General features: G+C 51.0%; 17 protein-coding genes. 10 read left to right on the forward strand and 7 right to left on the reverse strand.

All coding sequences use genetic code 11. From position 1 onward, the window contains the following. Nucleotides 1–195 precede the first annotated feature (195 nt). A complete protein-coding gene (locus B9G79_RS16035; protein WP_198298021.1) occupies nt 196–2874 on the forward strand; it encodes a valine--tRNA ligase in 2679 nt (892 codons plus the stop codon). Nucleotides 2875–2932: 58 nt separating this feature from the next. Here the strand turns inward: B9G79_RS16035 and B9G79_RS16040 are convergent, their stop codons facing one another. The 6 genes from B9G79_RS16040 to tsaA all read right to left on the reverse strand — a co-directional run bounded on the left by B9G79_RS16040 (nt 2933) and on the right by tsaA (nt 7203). Then, nucleotides 2933–3499 carry a hypothetical protein gene (locus tag B9G79_RS16040; protein WP_088566391.1) on the reverse strand — a complete coding sequence of 189 codons (567 nt, stop codon included), beginning with the start codon at nt 3497–3499 and terminating at the stop codon, nt 2933–2935. A gap of 118 nt (nt 3500–3617) precedes the next feature. Beyond that, nucleotides 3618–4046: a VOC family protein gene (locus B9G79_RS16045; RefSeq protein ID WP_088566392.1), complete on the reverse strand. Its 429-nt coding sequence runs from the start codon at nt 4044–4046 to the stop codon at nt 3618–3620. Nucleotides 4047–4055: 9 nt separating this feature from the next. After that, complete coding sequence (locus tag B9G79_RS16050; RefSeq protein WP_088566393.1) at nt 4056–4835, reverse strand: hypothetical protein; 780 nt, start codon at nt 4833–4835, stop codon at nt 4056–4058. Between the two features lie 7 nt (nt 4836–4842). Beyond that, nucleotides 4843–5322, reverse strand: coding sequence for a hypothetical protein (locus B9G79_RS16055; protein WP_198298022.1), 480 nt, complete (start codon nt 5320–5322; stop codon nt 4843–4845). A gap of 125 nt (nt 5323–5447) precedes the next feature. Continuing rightward, the gene (locus B9G79_RS16060) at nt 5448–6431 is read right to left on the reverse strand and encodes an isopenicillin N synthase family dioxygenase (RefSeq protein ID WP_088566394.1); all 984 of its coding nucleotides are present in this window, start codon (nt 6429–6431) and stop codon (nt 5448–5450) included. A gap of 64 nt (nt 6432–6495) precedes the next feature. Then, nucleotides 6496–7203, reverse strand: a complete 708-nt coding sequence (gene tsaA / locus B9G79_RS16065) for a tRNA (N6-threonylcarbamoyladenosine(37)-N6)-methyltransferase TrmO (RefSeq protein WP_088566395.1) — start codon at nt 7201–7203, stop codon at nt 6496–6498. Between the two features lie 126 nt (nt 7204–7329). Here tsaA and B9G79_RS16070 point away from each other — a divergent pair, with 126 nt between their 5' ends. The 5 genes from B9G79_RS16070 to B9G79_RS16090 all read left to right on the forward strand — a co-directional run bounded on the left by B9G79_RS16070 (nt 7330) and on the right by B9G79_RS16090 (nt 13801). Next, nucleotides 7330–7725 carry a hypothetical protein gene (locus tag B9G79_RS16070; protein WP_088566396.1) on the forward strand — a complete coding sequence of 132 codons (396 nt, stop codon included), beginning with the start codon at nt 7330–7332 and terminating at the stop codon, nt 7723–7725. Between the two features lie 196 nt (nt 7726–7921). Next, a complete protein-coding gene (locus tag B9G79_RS16075) occupies nt 7922–9499 on the forward strand; it encodes a S8 family serine peptidase (protein WP_088566397.1) in 1578 nt (525 codons plus the stop codon). 78 nt (nt 9500–9577) lie between these two features. Further along, entirely contained in the window at nt 9578–11596 is a 2019-nt protein-coding gene (locus B9G79_RS16080; RefSeq protein ID WP_088566398.1) for a protein-disulfide reductase DsbD family protein, read from the forward strand. Further along, nucleotides 11593–12189 (forward strand): redoxin domain-containing protein, encoded by a 597-nt coding sequence (locus B9G79_RS16085; RefSeq protein ID WP_088566399.1) that lies wholly within the window; start codon nt 11593–11595, stop codon nt 12187–12189. The genes B9G79_RS16080 and B9G79_RS16085 overlap by 4 nt, the downstream gene beginning before the upstream one ends. A 70-nt stretch (nt 12190–12259) precedes the next feature. Beyond that, nucleotides 12260–13801 carry a phospholipase D family protein gene (locus tag B9G79_RS16090; protein WP_088566930.1) on the forward strand — a complete coding sequence of 514 codons (1542 nt, stop codon included), beginning with the start codon at nt 12260–12262 and terminating at the stop codon, nt 13799–13801. Nucleotides 13802–13878: 77 nt separating this feature from the next. On the opposite strand, the gene B9G79_RS16095 is transcribed toward B9G79_RS16090, so the two are convergent. Beyond that, nucleotides 13879–14595 (reverse strand): Crp/Fnr family transcriptional regulator, encoded by a 717-nt coding sequence (locus B9G79_RS16095; protein WP_011163030.1) that lies wholly within the window; start codon nt 14593–14595, stop codon nt 13879–13881. 259 nt (nt 14596–14854) lie between these two features. Here B9G79_RS16095 and B9G79_RS16100 point away from each other — a divergent pair, with 259 nt between their 5' ends. The 4 genes from B9G79_RS16100 to B9G79_RS16115 are packed head-to-tail and all read left to right on the forward strand — an operon-like array spanning nt 14855 to nt 19218. Beyond that, nucleotides 14855–15835 (forward strand): BMP family lipoprotein, encoded by a 981-nt coding sequence (locus B9G79_RS16100; protein ID WP_232468808.1) that lies wholly within the window; start codon nt 14855–14857, stop codon nt 15833–15835. Continuing rightward, on the forward strand, nt 15836–17320 hold the full coding sequence (locus tag B9G79_RS16105; RefSeq protein ID WP_232468809.1) for an ABC transporter ATP-binding protein: 1485 nt from the start codon (nt 15836–15838) through the stop codon (nt 17318–17320). It abuts the gene before it with no gap. Then, complete coding sequence (locus tag B9G79_RS16110; RefSeq protein WP_088566402.1) at nt 17317–18345, forward strand: ABC transporter permease; 1029 nt, start codon at nt 17317–17319, stop codon at nt 18343–18345. The genes B9G79_RS16105 and B9G79_RS16110 overlap by 4 nt, the downstream gene beginning before the upstream one ends. After that, the gene (locus B9G79_RS16115) at nt 18346–19218 is read left to right on the forward strand and encodes an ABC transporter permease (RefSeq protein ID WP_088566403.1); all 873 of its coding nucleotides are present in this window, start codon (nt 18346–18348) and stop codon (nt 19216–19218) included. The last annotated feature ends 9 nt before the right edge of the window (nt 19219–19227 follow it).

Below are 19227 nucleotides of genomic sequence, written 5' to 3' on the forward strand. Positions count from 1 at the left end.
ACAGACTTAGATCAAGGGAGGCCGAAAGCCTCCCTTTTTTATTTCGCACCGCTCCCCATCCCCACACCTTCCCTCGTCTATTTTCACCTGAACTTCTGCCGATTTGGCCTATCCCAAAGTGCTTGAATTTGTTAGCCTCTAGGGGTTAAAAACTTAAGAATTTCATATCCTTAAAACCTTTAGAGGTCGTTGAAAATGTCAGAACAGTTATCAGATCGTTATAATCCCGCAGATGTTGAATCGCGCACGTATGAATGGTGGGAAAAGAACGGGTACTTCAAAGCCCAGGATCAATCCACAAAACCTCCATTCTCTATCATCCTTCCTCCGCCGAACGTCACGGGATTCCTGCACATGGGTCACGCTTTGGATCACACAATCCAGGACATGATGATCCGCTGGAAAAGAATGAACGGCTACAACACCATGTGGTTGCCGGGTACAGATCACGCCGGTATCGCGACTCAATCCGTGGTCGAGCGTGAATTGAAAAAAGACGGTGTCACTCGTCACGATCTGGGTCGTGAAAAATTCGTGGAGAAAGTTTGGGACTGGAAACACCAGTACGGAAACCGCATCTATGGACAAATGCGCCGCTTGGGTGATTCCTGCGACTGGGATCGCGCTGTGTTCACTTTGGACGAAGGCGTTTCCAAAGCCGTTCGCAAAGTGTTCGTATCCCTTCACAAAAAAGGTCTGATCTATCGTGGTCAGCGTCTGGTGAACTGGTCCGGTCCTCTGGAAACAGCGATCTCTGACCTGGAAGTTGAACACAAGCAGATCAAAGGTTCTTTGTATCACGTGAAATATCCTTTGGAAGACGGTTCCGGCTTCCTGATTGTGGCGACGACTCGTCCAGAAACCATGCTGGGTGACTCTGCCGTTTGCGTGCATCCAGAAGATGAGCGCTACAAGCACCTGATTGGCAAAAACGTTCTGCTGCCTCTGACCAACAGAAAAATCAAGATCATCGCTGACACTTACGTGGATAAAGAATTCGGTTCTGGCGTGGTAAAAATCACTCCGGCGCACGACTTCAATGACTACAAGATCGGGAAGTCCCACAATCTTGAGTTCATTAACATCCTGACGAAGAAAGCCGAGATCAACGAAAACGGTGGCGTTTACGCCGGCTTGAAAGTTCAAGAGGCGCGCAAGCGCATCCTGGAAGACCTGAAAGCTCAGGATCTTCTGGAAAAAGAAGAACCCCACGTTCATTCCGTAGGTCACTGTTCCCGCTCGGGTGCGGTGGTAGAGCCTTACCTGTCTGAACAGTGGTTCGTGAAAATGGAAGCTTTGGCTGTTCCGGCAAAACGTGTTGCTGAAAACGGCACCATCCGCTTTGAACCGGAATCTTGGACAAAAGTTTACCTGCACTGGCTGAACAACATCGAAGACTGGTGTATTTCCCGTCAATTGTGGTGGGGTCACCGCATTCCGGTTTGGTACTGTGAAGACTGCAACCATCAGACAGTGGCTGAAACAGATGTCACGGCATGCGAAAAGTGCGGCAGTACAAAACTTCACCAGGACGACGACGTTCTGGATACATGGTTCAGTTCCGCTTTGTGGCCGTTCTCAACAATGGGCTGGCCAAATGAAACGGAAACCCTGAAAACATTCTACCCAACCAGTTATCTGGTGACCGGTCACGATATCATCTTCTTCTGGGTGGCTCGTATGATCATGATGGGTCTTGAGTTCCAAAGAGACGTTCCATTCCGTACGGTTTACATCCACGGCCTGGTGCGCGACTCTCAAGGGCGCAAGATGTCCAAGTCTTTGGGCAACTCCATTGACCCGGTGGAAATGATTGAAAAACACGGTGCCGATGCTTTGCGTTTCACGTTTGCGGCGCACTTGTATTCAGGCAAAGACTTCAAGTTCAGCGAACAGCGTCTTGAAGGCTACCGCAACTTCATGAACAAAGTCTGGAACGCGGCTCGTTTCGCGCTTTCCAATCTTGCTGACTTCAAGGCTCCGGCGGAAGGTGTAAAAGCTTTGCCGAACAAAGCCCATATCAGCGTCTTTGACCAGTGGATCATCTCCAAACTTGAGGAAGTGACCAAAACTGTTGAAGAAGCGATGGAACAGGAAAGATTCTCTGATGCCTCCACAGCTCTGTACCAGTTCATCTGGAATCAGTTCTGTGACTGGTATATCGAGTTCACCAAACCGATCCTGAACGGCAACAATGCGGAAGAAAAAGCCGCCACCCAACTGGTGATTGCTCAGGTTCTGAACCGTATCATGCGCCTGCTGCACCCGTTTGCTCCATTTATCTCTGAAGAGATTTACCAGAAGCTTCCGATCAAAGGCACCGCATGTATCGTGGATCAGTACCCGAATGCCCGTAACGACAAAGAATTCCTAAGCCTGGGTTCTGCCCAAGCCGCTTTGGAAATCGACATCGTGAAAGAAGTGATCACCGCGATCCGCAATATCCGTGGTGAAAACCGCATCAGCCCGGCGGTCAAACTGAACGTGCGCCTGGGTGTGACCAACGATCAGACACAAAAGATCCTTGGCAACAACCGCACGGCTTTGATGACCATGGGTCGTCTGGAAAACATGGAAATCGGACCGGAAGGCAACATGATGAAGTGTGCCGTGGCTCCGGTGGTGGTGAAAGATGCCAGCGTAAAGGTGATCATCCCGCTTGAAGGCCTGGTCGATTTCGACGAGGAAGTAAAACGTATCAACAAGTCGATCGAAAAACTGACTCGTGATATCGGCATGCTTTCCGGCAAACTTTCCAACGAAAAGTTTGTCGCCAACGCCGACGAAGAGGTTGTAGCGGCGGACCGTGCCTTGCTGGCGCAGTCCAAGGTTCAACTGGATTCATTGCGTGATGCTTTGACCCGCTTCCAGTAAGCTGAAAACTCAAAAGCCTCCGTGGTGACTATCACGGAGGCTTTTTTTATGTCCGAAACTAATACCCCGCACGATGGCGCGGATGACGCCGAGGGCGTCGTAAAGGCCGCTCTTCACGACTGTCGAAATCAATATCATCACTGCCATAACGATAGTCAAAATGCCGGTCATAGTGGCGATCCAGTTCCGGATGGCGCGCTTCATAAGAATTGCGATAGCCGTTGCGAATGCGTTCGGCTTCGTAGGAATCCCGCGGCGTCCAGTCCGATTGACCGTAAGCCCGCTCATCAGGATAGCGTTCACGGTGAGGCTCGTAATCCCGATAGTCCATTTCGGTGCCGCGCTCATAGTCCCGATTCATTTCGAAATCTCGATTGTCAGAATTATCCCGGCGGCGCAGACGATACTCGCGCTCTTCGCGGTACTCCCGGCTGTCCCCCCGACTGCGGCTGCGATAGTCCACATAATCATCCGGCGCCTGGGATTCACGACGATAACGGGCCGTTTCATCTGTGGCCTGAGGAGGCGGCTGATACCGGTCGTATTCATCAATAAATTCACTGTAATCAGGTTCCCGCTCTGGACGCCGGCGGTATTCATCCTGTCTGAATCGATTTCTTTCCATGAAATCCTCCTTGTGGTGAACGACTTATTTTAAGTTCAGCCCCATTCACCCTCAAGAAAGCAAAAGGCCCTTTGCCAAAGCAAAGAGCCTTTCGTGCACTTCAACATGTCTCTGTCATTTAGAAGGTGATCTTCACCGAGTCCGCAGATTTTTTTGCGGGACCATGGAAGACCGCTTCAATATTATTTCCATCCGGATCCAGCACAAAGGCCGCATAATATCCGGGATGATAAGGACGTTCCCCCGGGGCTCCGTTATCCTGGCCACCGGACTTCAAAGCCACTTCGTAAAACTTCTTCACCATATCGCGGTCTTTAGCCTGAAATGCCAGGTGCGTTCGCCCCGTCAATTTTCCCGCGCTGGCCGGACTGTCGACTGCCGAAATAAACAGTTCATCACACCAGAAAAAGCCCGGTCCTTCCCCACCCATCGGAACACCCAAAGATTCAAAAACTGCGGAATAAAACTTTTTGGTTTTTTCCAGGTCTTTCACTACCAGTTGCAAGTGATCAATCAGACGCCCGCGGTGCAATTCATTCGTTTCCATCATTTTCTCCTAAGGGTTGTTGCGACACTGACATTGGAATGACGAGGCCTTGTCGGCTCCGCTGCAGCGGAAGGTCGCCCCGTCATGAGTCAGCTCAAATGAAAATATTCTGCCATTTTTTTCGACCAGCAAAAGATCATCACCATTTTGATAGTAAATGCGGCGGGAAATCGATCGACTGACAACCTCCCCGTCCGCCTCCAGACTGGCCACCAGGGCATCAGAAGGATTCGACATCTGCTCTTTGGAAAGTGGCAAGGCTTTGGCGGTGCCATCGGCAGAAAAGGCCTCGTACTTCAAGGTGCGCGAAGACCCCGCCTCGATGCTGGGTGCATTTTCAATGTAAATACGACGTAGCTCGCCGCCTTTGGTGCGGATGTCGGTTGCAGTCCATTCCTCGGTCTGTGTGACAATATCACCCAGATCCGGATTGATCACCTGATTGAAAGTGTCAAAGTTGATCTCCACATTGGGATCCAGGGTGTTCATCTGCATGTTAAGACAGACGGCCATCTCTTTTAGTTTTTGCTGGTAAGCTGCAAACTTGCCGGGATCTTCCATCTCAGTCGGCAAAAAGCCCGCAGACGGTGGAGCCGCACTGACGTCCACCGGTGGCGGTTCTGCCTTCACGGGCGGAGCCACGCTTTCAGCAGGGACACCTGTGGTTTCCTGAACCGCAAGCGTTTCATCAGCGGTCTCATCAGGAGAACCGCCATAGAAATGGCAGAAAGTAAAAATCAAAAGGACAGCGGCAACAAGGGATAGAATCAAAGCTGATTTCTTGCTCATCCCTTATTTATCGACTGATATCAACAGCGACGTCAATGGGTACAAACTGCGGCAGGGAAATTCCTTTGAAGTTGAAACGAACCTGCATAATATCAAATTTCTTGGCCACTTCTTCACATCCGGGGCCTTTCATTCCGACATACATAAGATAGTTTGGCAAACCGGGTTCGTATTCCAGATACCACTGATCCACCAGGCAGTATCCGCGCACAGTCGAGCCCTGATTGGTTTCAAAATCAACCTCACTGGCCGAAGCAAAAGAAATGGATTTATTCACCAGAAATGCATCCGCGGCATTCAGCACCAGACCGATGCGCAACATCGCTGTTTCACTGAGCGGATTCCAGATCGCCGAATAGTCATAGCCTTTGCCGCCCAAGGGCTGAATGCGGAAGCTCATACGATTGGCTTCCATCGTCTGCATTGCCTGGCCATACGCCGACCACAGAACCGTCAGGACCATCACCACTAACATCAAATATCGCATGATTCCCCCTCATGTGAAATTCGCAGGTGACTTTGTTCTAGTGGCCGTGGGGCCCAAAACGCAAGAAAGGGATCCACGTGGATCCCTTTCTTGAAGTCATTTCAACTGTGGTGACAAGTTTGGGCTTACTTTAACAGACCAATCTCGCGCAGTCGCTGCATCAAGAAATCCTGTCCAGTAATATCAGCGTACTTGGCGCCTGTCCCTTTACAAGATGGCAAGCAGCTCAGCATAGCATCCGGGTGCGGGTGCATGAAGAACGGCATGGAATAACGACTTTGATTTGTACCATCCTGTGGATTGATCACACGGTGAGTAGTGCTTGGCAGAACGTCATTCGTCAGACGAGCCAGCATGTCGCCCACGTCCACGATCAAAGTGTCTGGTTCAGAGTCGATATCCAACCAAGTGCCGTCACGATCTTTCAATTGCAGACCGGAAGCGGTTGCAGCTGGAAGAATTGTAATGAAGTTGATGTCCTCATGGGCCGCCGCGCGAACACAACGAGGATCCACACCCTCAGGAATTGGTGGGTAGTGCAAAAGTCTCAGGATGGAGTTTCCATCTTTGGTCATCTTGGCAAAGAAGTCTTTTTCAACTTCCAAAGGCATCGTCAACGCTTCCAGCATCACATCGCCCGCTTCTTCCAAAGCTGCATACAACTTGGAGAAATGGGACTGGAATTCCGGCAGTTCAGACGGCCATACGTTTGCAGGGTAAACAGCTTTCAAAGGGTTGCCTTCAGAAAGCTCACGGCCCACGTGCCAGAACTCTTTCAAGTCCATCACCGGAGAATCTTTGGCGTGTTCCTGACCGAATGGAGTGTAACCGCGCTGGAAGCCGGCTTTTGGAGAAATATAGGATTTTTTAACTTCGGTCGGAAGTGCGTAGAAGTTTTTAAGGATGTCGTAAGCTTTGTGCAGATCTGCAGCCTGGACGTTGTGATCTTTAAGAATGATGAAACCATATTCTTTCAGACCAGTGAAAAGTTTGTCGATGAACTCTGAGCGTTCGGCGCCAGTTCCTTTGGTGTAACTTGCAAGGCTCAATGTTGGCACTTTACGAAGAGTGCTGTTTTCAGAATGAGAAGCAGTTTCCAGTGTTCTCACGAATCCTCCCTTGTATTGGTTCATCCGGAGAGTAGCCTGCTGCGCAATTAAAAGGCAACTGCAACTAATTATGCATAAAAAGAATATCGAATACGCGCACCTGGGTGGGGCTTTCAAATTTGAAATGGACATCCACGTCGTACAGACGGACTGCATGCGAGCTTCTATAGGGGGAATCGCCCTCTTCAAAACCACGATAAACGACAGGACGCGGGTCCTGTTTCAGAGTTTCTTCAATCACTTCGCGCAGAGCTTTATCGGGATTTCGCATCTGCCACTCTTGTAAAAGTTGCTCGGCCTTGTCGTCGAACGTCACTGCAATTGGGTTCTTGGCGATCTCAGCCGGCCATCCCGTGCGGGCCGTGGGAATGGCTTCGACCTCAGGAAGGTAAGGTTTGATATCCAAAATCGGAGTGCCATCCACCAGATCTGCTCCGGCGACCACGATGCCGTCTTTTTCCACGCGCACCAGTTCCACCAAAGACAGCCCGATCGGATTCGGACGATGAGGAGTGCGGGTCGCAAACAACCCCATACTTTCCCCACCCAAACGTGGCGGATGCACTTTCGCATGGAAGCGCGCCACTTTGTTTTGATGGAAGACCCAAATCAGCCACACATGACTGAAGCCCTCAAGGCCCTGCAAAGATTCTTCAGGCTGAAGATCCGCGCGGATTTTCAGACGTGCTTCGGCCCGCTTAACAAGCCCGGGCTGTCGCGGCGTTCCAAATTTATCTTTAAAGCAAGACTCCAAGTAGCCAATAGGTTCCATAAGCTAGCCCGTACCGCTCGCGGTCTTCCTGCGTCAAGGACTTTCGAATAACAAGGCTTTTTCAGATGACATGAGCCCCTGAAAGCATAAAACGGAGGCAAATTAACAGCCATTTAGGAGGCATTGATGAAACACCTTATTTTGGTAGCAGCTCTTGTGTTGGGCTCAGGCTCTGCATTTGCGGGCGAACTTGATAACGAGTCTTCCGTAACCAATCAGTCCATGAACGGCACTGTGGTGATCCGTGTTGATAACCGCAACAACCAAACAGCGGTACTGGCAACTGAACAAGCCGTGACCAGCGACGCTCAGGCGCAGGTTCTGGCAAAAACAGGATCCTTCGACCAATCTGCAAACGTTCGCAACGAACTTGATCAGGATGGTGGAGCTTCCAGCTGGTACTTCTACAGCGGTTACAACTACTACAGCTACGTCTACTGGTACGGCAACTGGTACACACCATGCTACACGTATAACTACGGGTACTATTCTTACTACTACTACTCGAACTACTATTGGTAGTTTCCGGACGGCGGCTCTTGCTAGCCGCCCTTAGGAGGAGATTTAAGCTTGCGTCGACTCGGGCTCCTGCCCTCGCCGGTCTGTCCGCTTCGCGGCCAACGCATCCGCTGACCGGAGGTCGACTCCAGCTTAAATCTCCTCCTAAGGGCTCAACCAAACTCGTGTTGAATACCTTTTGTATTTTGAGGAGTGATGTATGAAAGCATTCGTTTTTCTCGCTTTAACTTTTGGTCTGACCTCTGCCTTTGCGTCTCCATTCACTAATACGGATTCTTTGAAAAATTCATTGGGGTTTACGCCGTATTATTCTTCGCAGAATCCTGGGCGCAAGTTGAAGGTTGCGGTTTTGGATAAAGGTTTCTTTGGGTACGAGAAAGAAATCGGGCGTACTTTGCCTGCGGGGACTCGTTATGTAGCCGGGCCGGTGGCGAATCCTGAGAATATGAAGGTCGTGCATGGGTTGAAGATGGCGCAGATTCTGACGGCCATGATGACCAATGATATGCGTGCTTCTCAGTGGATGCCCGAGCTGACTTTGTACAATGCTTTTGGGTATTCCAATTTCAAGGCGGCTATTGATGATGTGATTGCTCGTCAATATGATCTGGTTCTTTATTCTGAGGTCTGGGAATACGGCGGCAATGGGGACGGTGGTGGCTTTATCAATGCTGAGGTCAACCGCGCCACTCGTGCGGGCGTGATCTGGGTGAATGCGGCTGGTAACTTTGCTTTGACCACTTACAATGGGCCGTTGACGACGGTTCAGGACAATTGGATTTTGTTGCCGGATCAGAACAATGCTCTGGCTTTGCGCTGTCAGGCGGCGGCAGGCAAAAAATGTTCGGCAAAGATTGTTCTTTCCTGGAATGACTTCAAAGATGATGTTGAAGAAGGCACCACCAAGGATCTGGATCTGGCTCTGACTGATGACATGCTGAATGTGATTCAGAACAGTGCTTTGAAACAATCGGACAACCGCAATGAAGGTCGTCCCGGGTTTTCAAAGTATCCGCGTGAAATCATTTCCGCAGAACTTTCACCGGGGCTTTATTTCCTGCGTGTGAAAAACAGATCCAACAATTTCACCAACCGCGATCAATTGCGTATCACGGCCGACGGTGATGGTTTGGTGATGCCTTCCCATTCCCGTGGCGAAAGTATCTTGAATCCTGCTGACAACCCGACGGTGATCACGGTGGGTGCAAGTGATTCGGACCGTTCTTCGACTTCGTTCTTTAAAGACAAACCCGATCTGCTGGCGCCTTCTTCCATAAAGCTTTCTGATGGCACTGAGTATCGTGGCAGTTCCAACTCGGCGGCAATCGTGGCTGCCGGTTTGGGAATTTTGAAATCCCGTGAACCGCGCATGACTCGCAAAGATCTTTTGGATGCAGTCAGCTCCAAACACAACTGGGAACAGCGTGGATTGTCTTTGAACTTGTTGGGCTTTGGTCCAACAGGTCCCAACTGTTTTGTTGATGTGGCCTTCAATCCGATCCCGGAACAAATCCGTGATGTCGTTGCTCGTGGGGGTGTGCCCGTGCAAACGACGGCAGCCATTCGTGTGATGGTGGCATTTGATCCCATCTTGCTGACTCCGGGACTGAGCCGTCAGCTTTTGAATGACATGATTGTGGCTTTGCCTCAGGGCGGATACGGCATTTTCAATCGTCGTGCGATGATTCCTCCGGGTGCGGTGGAAGTCTTCCAGCGTCCGTTGGAGGCAGGTCTTTGCCGTCCGACTCCGGTCAACGGCAAGAACTTCCGTCTGTAATTGCTGTTCGCCACCATACGATGCAGACCTAAGCACTTATGTTTTTAATTTCCCGGATTTTTTCCATATAATCCGGGAATGACATTTCTGATGGGCTTTCTTCTTTTGATCTGCATCGGAGTCTCCCCTGCGTTCGCAGCGGGCTCTTCTTCATTTAATTTTCCGCAAGGCACAGTGGACCTTATCAGCTCGCACCCGGGCTGGAAGTCCCAGCAGAAGAATTCTTTAGGTCTGCATTTCAAAATGAAAGAGCACTGGCATATCTACTGGAAGAACTCCGGCGACTCGGGGGCTGCCCCCAAATGGAAGTGGACCGTTGAAAATGCCAGGCTGACTGGTGAACAATGGCCCCTGCCAGAGCGAATCCATGTCGAAGGGCTGACCAACCTGGGCTATTCCCACGAAAGTCTTTTTATCTTTGATCTTGAGCCACAAGACCCGGCGAAACCCGTCAGTGTGGTTTTGAATCTGGAGTTCCTGATCTGCAAAGTCGAATGCATTCCCTATTTTACAGAACTTCGAAAGGAAATTCCCTTCTCGGCCCAAACGGGGCCGCCGGCGGCGATCTTTTCAAAATTTATTTACCCCGAAAAAGCCCCTTCTTCATTCCGCTGGTCCGTGGATGGTCGCACCGACCAGATTCTGAAAACCACCCTGTCCTTGCCTGTAAATCTGAATCTTAAGAATCTCGAAGTCTTCCCCGAAGATGGCGAGACATTCAAAAGCAGCGTTCCTGCCTTGGAACCTCAAGGGTCGCAATATCTGATTCAACTTCCGCTGCAGGATACTTCCAAAACTGATTTTACCGGATCACGCTTTTTACTGGTCACGGAAGACACTGCCGGCAACAAAAAAGGCTACGAGATGGAGCTTACCGCGGCGGCTCCTGCGGCTTTGGCAACGATTCTGATCTGGGCTTTGCTGGGCGGGTTCATTCTGAACTTTATGCCGTGTGTGTTCCCGGTGCTTTCCATCAAAGTCTTAAGCTTTCTGGGACCGGATCAGGACAAACACAAGCTTCGCATCTCGGGCCTTTACTACACCATGGGTGTGATGTGTTCATTTCTTGCTTTGGGCGGACTGCTTTTGGCTTTGCGCGCAGGGGGCGAGCAGATCGGCTGGGGCTTTCAGTTGCAGTCGCCGTTGATCGCAGCAGGTATCGCGCTTTTATTCGTCTGGCTGGGCCTGAATTTCCTGGGCACTTTTGAAATAGGCCAGTCGTTAAGCTATTTGGGCGCAAAGAAAACTTCGCAGTCCCTGTGGGGCTCATTCATGACCGGCGTACTGGCCACCGTGGTGGCCACCCCATGCACGGCACCCTTCATGGGGGCCGCTTTGGGGGCTTCTTTGGCTCTGCCGGCGATGAACACGCTGATGGTGTTTGCAGGCCTGGGCTTGGGCATGGCCCTGCCATTCTTGATTTTGTCCTATACACCTCAGGCCTTGAAGTTTCTGCCCAAGCCCGGAATGTGGATGCAAACCCTGAAAGAGTTTTTGGCGTTCCCTCTTTTTGCCACTGTGCTCTGGCTGCTGTGGGTGCTGTCTCATCAGATTGCGGTGGATTCCATAATTTATTTACTGGGCGTATTTCTGCTGGTCGCGCTGTGGGTGTGGTTTACCCACACGGTCCGCCATGAAAAAGCCCGTCAACTGACACTGCTTGCCGGATTTATTTTGTCGTTTGTGCTGCTGGCAGCCCTTCCGCAAGAATCCATATCTGTTTCTGCCGCAAACACGGCTGCCGCGGAAGTATGGAAACCCTTCACGGCCGAGCAAGTCCAACAAGATCTGGAACAAGGAAAGTCCGTGTTCATCGACTTCACCGCCGCTTGGTGCATCACCTGTCAGGTGAATAAAAAGCTGGTCTTGCATACGACCGAAATTCAAAAGGCCTTCACTGAAAACAATGTGCAGCTTTACAAAGCGGACTGGACTGACAAGGATCCCAAAATCACGGAGGCTTTGGCTCAGTATGGTCGCAATTCACTGCCTCTGTATGTCTTCTACCCATCAGGCAGTCGCAAGGCCCTGCTGCTGCCTGAAATACTAACCAAAGGCATCGTGCTCGATTTATTTAACAAGGAGAAAGAACCATGAAAAAACTGATATTTGCACTGGCTTTGACCTTTACCTCAACACTGGCCTTCGCTGATGCGAAGGTCGGCGCACCAGCTCCGGACTTCAATGTGACTGATGCCAACGGCAAAACCCACAAACTTTCTGACTACAAGGGAAAATACGTGGTGCTAGAGTGGTACAACAAGGACTGTCCGTATGTGCGCAAACACTATGACAGCAAGAACATGCAAAACATCCAGTCGGAAATGACGGGCAAAGGCATCGTGTGGCTGTCGGTGATCTCTTCCGCCAAGGGCAAACAAGGCCATATGCCCGCGGCGGATGTGGTGAAAAACGGAACCAAAGAAGCTTCGAAAGCCACCGCCATTCTGGTCGACGAAAACGGTAAAATGGGCAAAGCCTACGGCGCCAAAACGACTCCGCACATGTACCTGATTGATCCCCAGGGTGTGCTTCGCTACAACGGGGCGATTGACAGCAACGATTCCGCGGATCCCGCGACGATTGCTTCAGCCGAAAACTACATCATCCGCGCCGTCGCCAGCGCAGAAAAAGGTGAAAAGATCGCCAAAGAAACCAGCAAGCCCTACGGCTGCAGCGTGAAGTACTAAACACCTGCTCACTTACAATTTGAGCCCGCACGGAAAGCCCCGTACCCTTAGCGGTATGGGGTTTTTCTTTTTGATTAAAAAATTCATACCCATTCCCGTCGTTCTTGCTTACCTAGGGTGCGCTTCGCTCCCACCCAATACAAATCGTTCTTATTCTGAAGCCCTGCCTCCTGATCCAAAGACTCAACTGGCCCAGGCGACAGAAGAACAGCTCAAAAAACATCCGGGTCTGTCAGGCTTCTATCCCCTGGCGTCCGGTCTGGAGGCATTGGTCGCCCGTATGGCGGCGGTCGCCGTTTCTGATCGCAGCATCGATCTGCAATACTATATCTGGGAAAATGACCTGACCGGCCGAATGCTGATGCATGAAGTTCTGCTGGCAGCCGATCGGGGCGTGCGCGTGCGTGTTCTGCTGGATGATCTTAACCAGGGACGCTATGAGCGAGGCCTTGCCATTCTGGATTCACACCCGAACATCGAAGTGCGCATGGCCAATCCTTTCGCCGGAAGAAGCTGGCGCATTCTGGATGCGATGAGATTTTCCACCGTCAACCGTCGCATGCACAACAAGGTCTTTGTGGTCGACAATCAAACGGCGATTGTGGGTGGACGCAACATTGGCAATGAATACTTCTGGGCCAGCGAAGAAATGAACTTTGGTGACTTCGATCTGTGGGCCATCGGCCCGGTGGTTCAGGATCTTTCGCGGGAATTTGATTCTTATTGGAACAGCGAAATCGCCTATCCTATTTCTGTCTTGGTCAATGGATTCAAGCCCACCGCCGAGGACCTGCAAAAACTGAAAGCCGATGCCGCAGCCGCCATCGAGGAAGCCGAAAAAACCCAGTATGCCGCCGCCCTCAAAGAAACCCCGATGGTGAAAAAGTTCACCCGCGAGCCGTTAAAACTTTATTGGGGAAAGGCCGAAGTCGTGATTGATCCGCCGGAAAAATTCCGCCAGCATTCAAAGGAACAGACCGACAACCTTGCCCATCAGCTTTATCCTCTGATCGAAAAGACCCAGAAAGAACTGATTCTGGTTTCCCCTTACTTTATTCCCGGCAAAAAAGGAGTGCAGTTTTTTAAGAGTCTAAATAACCGTGGTGTTGCCTCTCTGGTTCTGACCAATTCCCTTGCTTCCAGTGATGTGGCCACCGTGTTTTCAGGCTACAAGGGTTACCGCAAGGATCTTCTTGAACAGGGGGTTCAGCTTTATGAGCTAAAACCCACCCCGCAAAAAACCATGCCGAAAAAGAGCCGTGTGGGCGCCAGCTTCTCCAGCGCAGGCTTGCACGGAAAGATCTTTGTCTTCGACCGAAGGAAGGTCTTTGTCGGGTCAATGAACCTGGATCCACGATCGGCCACTTTGAACAGCGAAATGGGCGTGGTTGTCGACAGCCCCGAACTGGCCGAAGCGATCAGCAAGAACCTGATCGCCAATCTTCGCGAAGACAATTATCAGGTTTTACTGGATGACAGAAAGAACCTGATTTGGAAAACCACCGATGACCATGGCAAAGAACAGGTCTTTACCAAAGAACCTGAAACCAGTTGGTGGAAGCGCCTGAAAGCGGGGCTCAGCGGGATCTTCGTTCCCGAATCCTGGCTGTGATTGGCAGCTTGGGCATAAAAAAACCCCGAGTTTTCAACCCGGGGTCTTCACAATTTCGTCAGCAGATAGCGTTGCGACTAGAAATTGCCAGATCTTCTCATCAGACCGTCTTTGTTCTTGATGATGATTTCTTTACCATTGAGGTCGATAAGGCCTTCGTTTTTAAACTCTGTCAAATGACGAGACAAGGACTCATTGATCGTGCTGGCAAGTTGAGCGAACTCATTTCTTGTCAGTTTCAAATTCAAAGAAATACCATTCGGTGTCTGAACCCCGAATCTGTCTGCCAACAGCACCAGTTGATAAGCAATACGTTCCTGAACAGAGGCCAGGTAGTGAAGCTGACTGATGGTTTCGAAAGATTCCAGGTCGTTAACGGCCTGATTCAAAAGCAACTTAATCAGCGGGCTGGATTGTGCCATCGCCACTTGAATAAGTTCGCGTGGATACAACCAAAGAACTGTGGATTTCACAGCTTTGGCATGACTTTGTGTTACAGCACCTTTCACAAGTGCCTTGTAGCCAAAGTATTCACCTGGTGATACAAGCTTCGTCACGTATTCGTTAGTCGTGGTGCGGCCGCGCGCGTGGGATCGATTTACAACAACTTTTACACATCCCGACTGAACGTAATACAGACCCTTCGCCGGCTCCCCTTCTTTGAAGATCATCTCCTCTTCTTTGAGATGAATAACTTCATAGGGAACGTTTGAAGTATTCGGAATACTTAGGTTTTGACCACCCATAAAACCAAGGGAGTTTACTCCGCCGTTGAGTATTGTCTGAGATTCCATACTCTTTTACCTCCGAGCTTTCTTCGTTGGGTTAATTGTTGAGGTCATCCTAAACTGGTATTATACAGCCTCCTAATTGAAATTTCGACATAACACTCTTGTAACGGCCTCCTGTTTACGCACAAACATACTTATGACTTGACTCACAATGCCCCCTCCCCTACTTTCAGCCCCATCCAAAAATGGAATTTTTTCGTAATTTCATGCTCTTACTCAGCATATGACGGCGCTGCAAGAGTGGTTCAAGTGGAGTACTAAAATGGCAAAAAGCTTCCTTACGATGCTGTTATTCTTGTCAGTCGGCACATTTTCCCACGCAAATCCCCTCAAAGTTGGCTTGGTTCTCGATAAAGGCGGCAAAGACGACAAGTCTTTTAACTCTGCGGCTTATCAGGGAGCTAAAAAAGCCGAGCAGGATTTGAAGATCGACCTGAAATACGTTGAAGCCACAGACACCAACGCCATTGAAAATCTGCACCGTGCTTTTGCCCGTAAAAATTTTGATCTGATCATCGGCGTGGGCTTTGCCCAGCAGGAAGCGGTTAAAAAGGTAGCAGCTCAATTCCCGAAAATTAAGTTTGCTGTTATCGACAGTGATGTCAAAGCACCAAACGTGCGTTCTTTGCTGTTTGAAGAGCATGAAGGCTCGTTCCTGGTGGGGGCCCTGGCGGCAATGGCTTCCAAGTCGAACTCGGTGGGTTTTGTTGGCGGCATGGACATCCCGTTGATCCGCAGATTCTCAATGGGTTATGTGGCAGGTGCCAAATATGTGAACCCGAAAATCAATGTCACTGAAAACTATGTGGGCGTGACAGGTGAAGCCTGGAACAACCCGGCCAAAGCCAAAGAACTGGCGCTGGCGCAAATTGCCAAAGGCGGCGACGTGATCTTCGTGGCGGCGGGAGCTTCCAACACCGGTGTCTTCGACGCTGCTGAAGAAAAAAAGAAATTCGCCATCGGTGTGGATTCCAATCAGAACTGGATCAAGCCCGGCATTATTCTGACCAGCATGATGAAAGCCGTCGATGTGGCGGTGTATGACACCATCAAAGAAACCCAGGCCGGCAAATTCACCGCAGGTGAAATCCGCTATGGCCTGAAAAACCAGGGTGTGAACTACACTTTGGACAAACATAATGAAAAACTGATCACCGCCGACATGAAGAAAAAGGTCGAAGAGATCAAAAAGAAAATCATCGCCGGCCAAATCCAGGTTCCTGATTACTACAAAAAGAAATAGGTGCCTCTTAATATGTCCATGGCGGTTGAATTCAAAGGGATCAGCAAATACTTTGGCGCCGTTCGCGCCAACTCGGACATCTCTTTTGCCATTCCGTCGGGCTCCATTCATGCCATCGTAGGCGAAAACGGGGCCGGCAAATCCACGGCCATGAAAATCCTGTTCGGAATGTACCAGCCTGATGGCGGCGAGATTCTGATTCACGGAAACCCTGTTACCTTTGAAACCCCGATCGATGCCATGGCCGCCGGCATCGGCATGGTTCACCAGCACTTCATGCTGGCTGAACCCTTCACGGCCCTGGATAATATTCTGCTGCAACAAAAAGGTTCGGCATTTTCCCTGCTTCCGCGCGCAGAACAGCGTCAGCGTCTGAATGAAATCGCCGGTCGTTATGGCTTTCATGTTGACCTTGATGCCAAGGTCGAGGATCTGTCTGTCGGTGAACAGCAGCGCATTGAGATCCTGAAAATCCTTTCCCAGAACTCCGAAATTCTGATTCTGGATGAACCCACAGCCGTTCTGACTCCGCAGGAAGTGCAGGAACTGTTCACCAATCTTCGCAAACTGAAAGCCGAAGGCAAAACCATTCTGATCATCACCCACAAGCTGAAAGAGGTGATGGCACTTTCTGATGCCGTGACCATCTTCCGTGCCGGTCGCATGGTCGCCCACAAAGCAACCCGCGAAACTTCCGTGGAAGAACTGGCCGAACTGATGGTGGGTCGCTGCCTGCAAGATCCGAAAGAGCGAACCTCCACCATTGAGCAGAATCACGTGCTGCTGAATTTTGAAAAGCTTTCTGCAGCAATGGGCAACCATCGCATTGAAAACATCACACTGAAAGTTCACGCCCGCGAGATCGTCGGTGTGGCGGGCGTTGAGGGCAATGGACAGGACATCCTGATCCGCGCCCTGCTGGATCAAAAATCGCTGAACAAACACTCCTTGCAGGGACAGGTTCTTTGTGAAGGCAAATTGCAGGCCTTCCCTGAAGACCGTCTGCGCTTTGGTGTTCTGCCTTCCCGTCCTGTTTATGAAAACTTCCTGCTGGGGCAGCAGCGGTCTGGCCTGTTTAATTCCGGCCTTCTGCTAAAAACCCGTGCTTTGATTGAGCGCACCCGCGAAATCATGAAGGAATACGATGTTCGTCCCCACGATGAACATCTGCCGTTTGAAAAGCTGTCCGGCGGAAACCAGCAAAAATTAGTCGTGGCCCGTGCCCTGACTCAAAAGCCGGATGTAATCATTGCCGCACAACCCACCCGCGGCGTGGATATCGGGGCTATTGAATTTATTCACAATGAACTGCGCCGCTGCCGCGATGAAGGTGCAGGCGTGCTTTTGATCTCTTCTGAGCTGGATGAACTGATGGCCCTTTCTGATCGCATTGTTGTTCTTTACAAAGGCCATCTGGTGGCGGAATTCCCACGCTCCGCCTTTAATGAAATCGCCTTGGGGAAAGCCATGGGAGGTGGACATTGAAACGTGTCTTCGGCTTCCTGTTGGGACTGACACTGGCTTTGCTGCTGACTTTGTTCGCGGGTGAAAACCCGTGGAATGTCTTTATGATTCTGGTGCGCAGTGCTTTTGGCTCCATATACGATCTGGGCCTGACTCTTTCATACACCACGCCTTTGATTTTCTGTGGCCTTTCCGTGGCCATTGGCTTTCATGCCGGTCTTTTCAATATCGGCGCTGAAGGTCAGCTGACCATGGCGGTGGTGACCACTGCTGCCATTGGCGTGCTGTTCCCGCAGATCCCTTTCCCGCTGGCTCCGGTGATTGCCCTGCTGGCAGGTCTGGTGGCCGCCGGGTTGTGGGGCTGGATTGCGGGCTGGCTGCGCGCCGTGCGTGGCAGTCATGAAGTCATCATCACCATCATGATGAACTTTATCGCCGCAGGCCTTGCAAGCTGGTTCACCCTGAAGATCATTCCCAATCCTGAATCCCAGAATCCTGAAACCGCCATGGTCGCACCTCAGTACATGTTTAAGGACTATGATCTGATTGCCCGTCTGTTCCCGGACACCCCGGCCAATGCCTCGTTGGGCTTTGCGATTGTGCTGGCCGTTTTGATGTGGATATTCCTCTGGAAAACCACGTGGGGCTTTGAATTGCGGGCGGTGGGCTCTAATCCCGAAGCCGCTCACCGTGCGGGAATTTCAGAAAAGAAAGTGCGCATTCTGGCGATGACCTTGGCCGGAGTGATGGCAGGCTTTGTCGCGTTGTCTGAGGTTCTGGGCAGCGCCGGGCAATACCGCATTGGCTTTTCTCCGGACTATGGTTTTATCGGTATCGCTGTGGCCCTGCTTGCCAGCAACAACCCTTTGGGAATTATCGTGGCGGCCTTCCTGATGGGTGCGCTTCACAAGGGCGCTTCGGATCTGGATCTTGAAACGACCACGATCACCCGTGATTTCTCTCGCATCATCCAGGCTTTGGTGATTTTGGGTGTGGTGGCGCAAGGCTATTGGGAATGGATCAAAATCAAAAGGAGGAAAGGTTAGATGGAAACTATGACCTGGATTCTGGCTTTGACTTTGGCCACCCTGCGACTGGCAACACCTTTGGTGTTTGCCTCCATGGGTGGTTTGATGAGCGAACGCTCGGGTGTCGTGAATGTCGCCCTTGAGGGCTTTATGCTGATCGGTGCCTTTGCTGGCGCCATTGCCGGTCAGTATTTCGCTTCAGCGTGGATGGGGTGGGGCTTTGCCATTCTCGCAGGCCTTGTTATTGGCGCTCTTTACGCTTTGTTTGTGATTGAGCTTAAAGCCGATCAGATCATCACGGGCATGGCCGTGAATCTTTTTGTGATGGGTTTCATCCCCTTTGTGACGAAGATTCTTTACAGCTCCACCGGCTCCACCCCAGCGCTGCTAGTGGAAGACCGCTTTACCTTTGAACCGTTGTTGATGGCCGGGCTGCTGGTCGCCGCGATCAGCCTCTGGATGTTCCGCACGCGTTCAGGTCTGTGGGTTTTGTTTGCCGGCGAAAATCCTGAAGCCCTGACCGCCAGTGGTGTCAGTGTTCGCAAAGTCCGCTGGTCCGCTGTGACGTTGAGCGGGGCTTTTGCTGCCATGGGTGGCGCCAGTCTTTCATTGTTCCTGGCTTCGTCTTATTCCCCGATGATGACCGGCGGCCGTGGTTTCATGGCTTTGGCGGCGCTGATCTTCGGTAAATGGAAGCCGGTACCAGCCTTTGCGGCGTGCCTGCTGTTTGCCTTTGCTGATGCCGTGCAAATCCGTCTGCAAGGTGTGCAAATCGGCGGCGTGGAAGTTCCGGTTCAGTTTGTTCAGATTTTACCTTACATCGTGACAGTCATTGCTCTTGCGGGCTTTATCGGCAAAAGCCGGGCTCCAAAGGCACTGGGTCACCAATAATTTAAGAGG

The sequence above is a fragment of the Bdellovibrio bacteriovorus genome (genome assembly GCF_002208115.1).
GTDB lineage: Bacteria > Bdellovibrionota > Bdellovibrionia > Bdellovibrionales > Bdellovibrionaceae > Bdellovibrio > Bdellovibrio bacteriovorus_C.

Excerpts from the sequence above, each read along its gene's own strand:
- B9G79_RS16045 (WP_088566392.1), bottom strand. The coding sequence starts at position 4,046 with ATGGAAACGAATGAATTGCACCGCGGGCGTCTGATTGATCACTTGCAA.
- B9G79_RS16070 (WP_088566396.1), top strand. The coding sequence starts at position 7,330 with ATGAAACACCTTATTTTGGTAGCAGCTCTTGTGTTGGGCTCAGGCTCT.
- B9G79_RS16040 (WP_088566391.1), bottom strand. The coding sequence starts at position 3,499 with ATGGAAAGAAATCGATTCAGACAGGATGAATACCGCCGGCGTCCAGAG.
- B9G79_RS16085 (WP_088566399.1), top strand. The coding sequence starts at position 11,593 with ATGAAAAAACTGATATTTGCACTGGCTTTGACCTTTACCTCAACACTG.
- B9G79_RS16100 (WP_232468808.1), top strand. The coding sequence starts at position 14,855 with ATGGCAAAAAGCTTCCTTACGATGCTGTTATTCTTGTCAGTCGGCACA.
- B9G79_RS16080 (WP_088566398.1), top strand. The coding sequence starts at position 9,578 with ATGACATTTCTGATGGGCTTTCTTCTTTTGATCTGCATCGGAGTCTCC.
- tsaA (WP_088566395.1), bottom strand. The coding sequence starts at position 7,203 with ATGGAACCTATTGGCTACTTGGAGTCTTGCTTTAAAGATAAATTTGGA.
- B9G79_RS16035 (WP_198298021.1), top strand. The coding sequence starts at position 196 with ATGTCAGAACAGTTATCAGATCGTTATAATCCCGCAGATGTTGAATCG.
- B9G79_RS16050 (WP_088566393.1), bottom strand. The coding sequence starts at position 4,835 with ATGAGCAAGAAATCAGCTTTGATTCTATCCCTTGTTGCCGCTGTCCTT.
- B9G79_RS16115 (WP_088566403.1), top strand. The coding sequence starts at position 18,346 with ATGGAAACTATGACCTGGATTCTGGCTTTGACTTTGGCCACCCTGCGA.
- B9G79_RS16055 (WP_198298022.1), bottom strand. The coding sequence starts at position 5,322 with ATGCGATATTTGATGTTAGTGGTGATGGTCCTGACGGTTCTGTGGTCG.
- B9G79_RS16075 (WP_088566397.1), top strand. The coding sequence starts at position 7,922 with ATGAAAGCATTCGTTTTTCTCGCTTTAACTTTTGGTCTGACCTCTGCC.
- B9G79_RS16095 (WP_011163030.1), bottom strand. The coding sequence starts at position 14,595 with ATGGAATCTCAGACAATACTCAACGGCGGAGTAAACTCCCTTGGTTTT.